This window comes from Natrinema soli (assembly GCF_028618695.1).
The window spans coordinates 1-4063 of the sequence record NZ_JAQIVI010000538.1 but is presented as its reverse complement, the minus strand read 5'-3'; the positions used below and the strand labels follow the sequence as shown (position 1 = coordinate 4063).

The following is a 4063-nucleotide window of genomic DNA, read 5'->3' as shown; positions in this document are numbered from 1 at the left end:
CCGATCCTGACGATCGATCGTCGGGAAACGGCGCTGATGAGCGCTCGCCCGGCGCGACGCCGACCGCGGGCGTCGGCTGGCCGCCGAAGCCCTCGATCAGATCGTCGTAGCGGCCGCCGCCGAAGATCGATCGGGACACCTCGCCGGCGGAGTCGAAACACTCGAAGACGACGCCGGTGTAGTAGTCCAGTCCGCGGGCCGTCTCGAGCGAGACGGTGCAGTACTCGCGCGCGCCGAAGTCCTCGGCGGCCGCGAGCACGTTCTGGAGGTTCTCGACGGCCGCGGTCACGCGTTCGGTGTCGGCGAACGCTTCGACCGCCTCGAGGTCGCCGTCCGAGACGAGATCGTCGAACTCGGCGGCCTGATCGGCCGAGAGGCCGGCGTCGATCAGGAGGTCGTGATACTCGACGGCCGAAATTTTGCCGGACTTGTCGACCGCGCGGATCGCCGCCTCGGTGTCGACCTCGGCGTCGTAGCTCTCGAGGACGCCGCCGAGGATGTCCCGGTGGGAGATACGAAACTCGAAGTGGTCCCCGGTGAGTCCGAGGCCAGTGAGGGCGTCGGCGGCCCACGCGAGGATCTCGGCGTCGGCTTCGGGCGCGGACGAGCCGAAGATGTCGACGTTGGTCTGATAGAACTCCCGCTGGCGACCCTGCTGGACCTGCTCGTAGCGCCAGAACGGCCGCGTCGAGACCCACTTGATCGGCTTCGACAGCTCCTGTTGCTTGGCGACGACCATCCGGGCGACGGTCGGCGTCAGTTCGGGCGTCATCGCGACGTGACGGCCGCCCTGATCCTCGAAGGAGTAGAGTTCGTCGACGATCTCGTCGCCGCTCTTGTCGGTCCAGAGTTCGGCGCGCTCGAGTGCGGGCGTTCCGATCTCGCGGAAGCCGTACTCGCGGGCGGTTGCCTCCAGTACGTCGATAGTCGCCCGTCTGGCGGACATCTCGCCGGGATAGAAGTCACGAAAGCCCTTGATCCGGTCGTACATGCGAATTCGTTCGGGGACGGCGAACTTCTATCCTTTCGTTCCGTCGTGCCCGCCGCGACCGTCGGCGGTCTCGACGAGCGGACGACGGACGTTTTGGTTCACTGCTAATTTCCGTTAGTTCGACCGTCACCGACCTGAGATCGTCCCGTACATTGATAGCGACCTGCGTCAAGTGGCCACTGTGCAACGCGTGGCCGACGACGATTGGGTCGCGGAGGTCGGCGAGCGACTGCCGGTTTCGCCGCTCTCGGCGCTCGGTCTCTTTCTCGCCGCGATCATCGGGATCCGCATCGCTCTCGAGCACGTGACGACCAGAGCGCTCCTCGAGAGCGTCTTTCCGCTGCTCGCGGCGACCGCCGTCGTCTTCGCCGACCGATGGCTGGTCTCCCGGGACGTCTCGATCCGAGACCGACTCACCGTCTTCGGCTACGGGCTCGGCGGCTTCCTCGCTGCCGCCCTCGTGACGGCGCTGCATCTCTACGTGCTGTATCTCGAGGAGACCGGCGCTCAAGCGCCCCTGTACCTGCTCTTGATGGGCGGAACGGTCGGCGTCAGCGCGGGTACCGTCGCCGGCATCTACGAGATTCAACAGCGAGCCGCCGTCCGCGAGGCCGAACGGCAGAGCGCGCGCTTAGAGGAGTTCGCGAGCGTCGTCAGTCACGATCTCCGAAACCCGCTCAGCGTCGCTCAGGGCCGGCTCCGAGCGGCGTTCACCGACGGCGATCCGGAGCACTTACGGGAGGTCGACGCGGCGCTGAATCGAATGGACGAACTGATCGAGGAGACGCTATCGGTGGCCCGCAGCGGGACGCAGGTCGATGATCCCTACGACGTGCCGCTGGTCGAACTCGCGAGCGACGCGTGGACGGTCGTCGAGACGGACGAGGCCACCTACGAGATAGTCGGTAACCGAACGCTGGAAGTCGATCCCCTTCGGGCGAAACAACTCTTCGAGAACCTCTATCGGAACGCTATCGAACACGGTTCGACAAACCCTGACTCGCACACTCGTCAGGACGCCGTCGAACACGGTTCGACGAGCCGTTCAGAACCTGGCGGTTCTGAAGACGCCGTCGAACACGGACGTGAGGACGTCCACATCCGCGTCGGCCCCTGTGACGGCGGCTTCTTCGTCGCCGACGACGGCCCCGGTATCCCCGAAGACGAGCGAGCGGAGGTGCTCGAGCAGGGGTACTCGACGTCGGAGGACGGCTCCGGGCTCGGCCTCGCGATCGTTCGCGCGATCGCCGACGCCCACGGCTGGCAGGTCGCGATCACCGAAAGCGAGGCCGGCGGGGCTCGGTTCGAGTTTACTCGCGGCGGCTGAGACAGTCCGGTGTGACGATTTCCCGGAGCAACCGCAGGACGGTTCGCGGTCGCTCCGGAACTGACTGACAGCAGTCCGTATGAAACGCCGCAACTCGAGTCGAACGGTCACCGAACCTTCGTCACGTACGTCTGATCGTGGTCGGGAAAACACTCCGCGATCGCCCTCGAACCGTCTTCGTCCGCGATGAGCGCTCGGAGCTCCGCCTCGTAATCGGCCCTGTCGATCTCCTCGCTCGGCCCGACGGTCACGTCCAGGCGCGCCTCGACGAGTCGATCGACGGCCGACCGACCGAAGCCCGACAGCGGCGCGATGTAGTCGACGTCGTGACGGTCCTCGAGGCTCTGGGCCTGCGCCCGCGACACCGTCGGAACGCGATCGTCGCGGCGGGTGCCGTCGGCGATCGCATCGAATTCTCGAGCCGCGAGCTGCTCCAGGGCGTGCGTGTGGACCAGCTGGATGCCGTTTCGCGGGAAGCCGTCCTCGCGGATCCGATCGGCAGCCTCGCGGGCGACATTCGGATCGCACTCGAGGCGTTCGAACGCGAACCCGGCGGCGTCGGCCGTCTCGCGGGCGTGTTTCCAGTCGTCACTGATGCCGAAGTGCGCCGTCAGCAGCGTCACGTCGTAGAACTCCTCGAGCAAGAGCGCGGCGAGCGTCGAGTCCTTCCCGCCGCTGTAGAGCAGTCCGAGTTCCATTACCGGCGCTGGATATCGAAGCTCTGGGAGTCCGGCTTCAGCTCCTTGAGGAGCTGTTTCATCTTGTCGTCGTCGATCTTGCCCTGGATGCGGCCGCTCTGGGCGAGACTGACGACCTGGCGCTCGACCTGCTCGCCGAACTGGGGCTTGCTCATCTTGACCGTGTTGAGCCGCTTGCGGGCCTCGTCGGTCAGGTGCTGGCGCAGCACGGCTTTCTTCTGGGCATCGGCCTGCTGCTGGGCCGCCTCCTGACTGCCCTCGCCCTGCGCGTCGGCGCGGTCCTGTAGCTGCTCCATTTTCTTCTGTCGAAGCTCCTCGAGTTTTTCCTCGTCCGGTGAGCCACTCATAGTTATGTCGTACTTGTCCGGCACGCCGGAAAATGATTACGGACGACGGTAGCGATGGCTCTGGGCGGGGAAACCGACACGAAAACGAACTCGTGAATTAGGCGTAGCGCTCGAGTTCCGGACGGTCGAGCTCCTCGAGAACCTGGCCGGCGGTGTCGTCGAGCAGGCTTCGTCCCTCGGCGGTGATTCGGCGGCCCTCACCCTCGGCGGTCTCGACGAGGTCTTCCTCCTCGAGCTGCTGGAGGATGGTCCGAATGAGGTTCTTCGAGCCGTCGGTGCGCTTGTCGGGCGCGACCTGATAGCGGTTCGAGCCGTTCTTCGCGCCGCCGTACTGCGTCGAGAGTCGCTCGACGCCGATGGGGCCGCGGTCGGCGACCTTGCGCAGGAGACTCGCGGCGCGGGTCGCCCAGAAGTCGTCCTGTTCGGGTGGGAGGTCTCGGTCGACGCCGCTCTTGGCGAACGCGCCCCAGTCCGGTTCCTCGAGTCGATCCGCGAGATCGTCGGCGAGCGCCTCGATGAGGTCGTCCGCCGGAACGTCGTACATCGTAGCCATTGGCGTGTGATTCCCGTCGGCGGCATTTAAGACCATCGTATCCGCGCAGCCCCGCGTCGGCCCGGACCGTTTTTCGCCCTCGAGTCGAAACGGGGGGTATGGACGAACGCGCCGCCCTGCGGCTCCTGTCGGGCGAACTCGAGGCGG

General features: G+C 66.1%; 5 protein-coding genes. 1 reads left to right on the top strand and 4 read right to left on the bottom strand.

Annotated elements, in window-relative coordinates; all coding sequences use genetic code 11:
* A partial coding sequence (locus tag PGX04_RS26080; RefSeq protein WP_273741157.1) for a histidine--tRNA ligase occupies window positions 1-991 on the bottom strand: 991 nt, incomplete at its 3' end.
* A gap of 181 nt (window positions 992-1172) precedes the next feature.
* On the opposite strand from PGX04_RS26080, the gene PGX04_RS26075 reads away from it, so the two are divergent.
* Window positions 1173-2318, top strand: a complete 1146-nt coding sequence (locus PGX04_RS26075) for a sensor histidine kinase (protein ID WP_273741156.1) — start codon at window positions 1173-1175, stop codon at window positions 2316-2318.
* A 107-nt stretch (window positions 2319-2425) separates the two neighbouring features.
* On the opposite strand, the gene PGX04_RS26070 is transcribed toward PGX04_RS26075, so the two are convergent.
* The 3 genes from PGX04_RS26070 to PGX04_RS26060 form a co-directional block, all read right to left on the bottom strand.
* The gene (locus PGX04_RS26070) at window positions 2426-3016 is read right to left on the bottom strand and encodes a DUF7411 family protein (protein ID WP_273741155.1); all 591 of its coding nucleotides are present in this window, start codon (window positions 3014-3016) and stop codon (window positions 2426-2428) included.
* Window positions 3016-3363, bottom strand: coding sequence for a DNA-binding protein (locus PGX04_RS26065; protein WP_273741154.1), 348 nt, complete (start codon window positions 3361-3363; stop codon window positions 3016-3018). Before PGX04_RS26065 ends, PGX04_RS26070 begins: the two co-directional genes overlap by 1 nt.
* Window positions 3364-3460: 97 nt before the next feature.
* Window positions 3461-3916, bottom strand: coding sequence for a 30S ribosomal protein S19e (locus PGX04_RS26060; protein WP_273741153.1), 456 nt, complete (start codon window positions 3914-3916; stop codon window positions 3461-3463).
* Window positions 3917-4063: the final 147 nt, after the last annotated feature.

What these genes read in the sequence shown, in the direction of transcription:
- PGX04_RS26070 (WP_273741155.1), bottom strand. Translation starts at nt 3,016, where the DNA reads ATGGAACTCGGACTGCTCTACAGCGGCGGGAAGGACTCGACGCTCGCC.
- PGX04_RS26065 (WP_273741154.1), bottom strand. Translation starts at nt 3,363, where the DNA reads ATGAGTGGCTCACCGGACGAGGAAAAACTCGAGGAGCTTCGACAGAAG.
- PGX04_RS26060 (WP_273741153.1), bottom strand. Translation starts at nt 3,916, where the DNA reads ATGGCTACGATGTACGACGTTCCGGCGGACGACCTCATCGAGGCGCTC.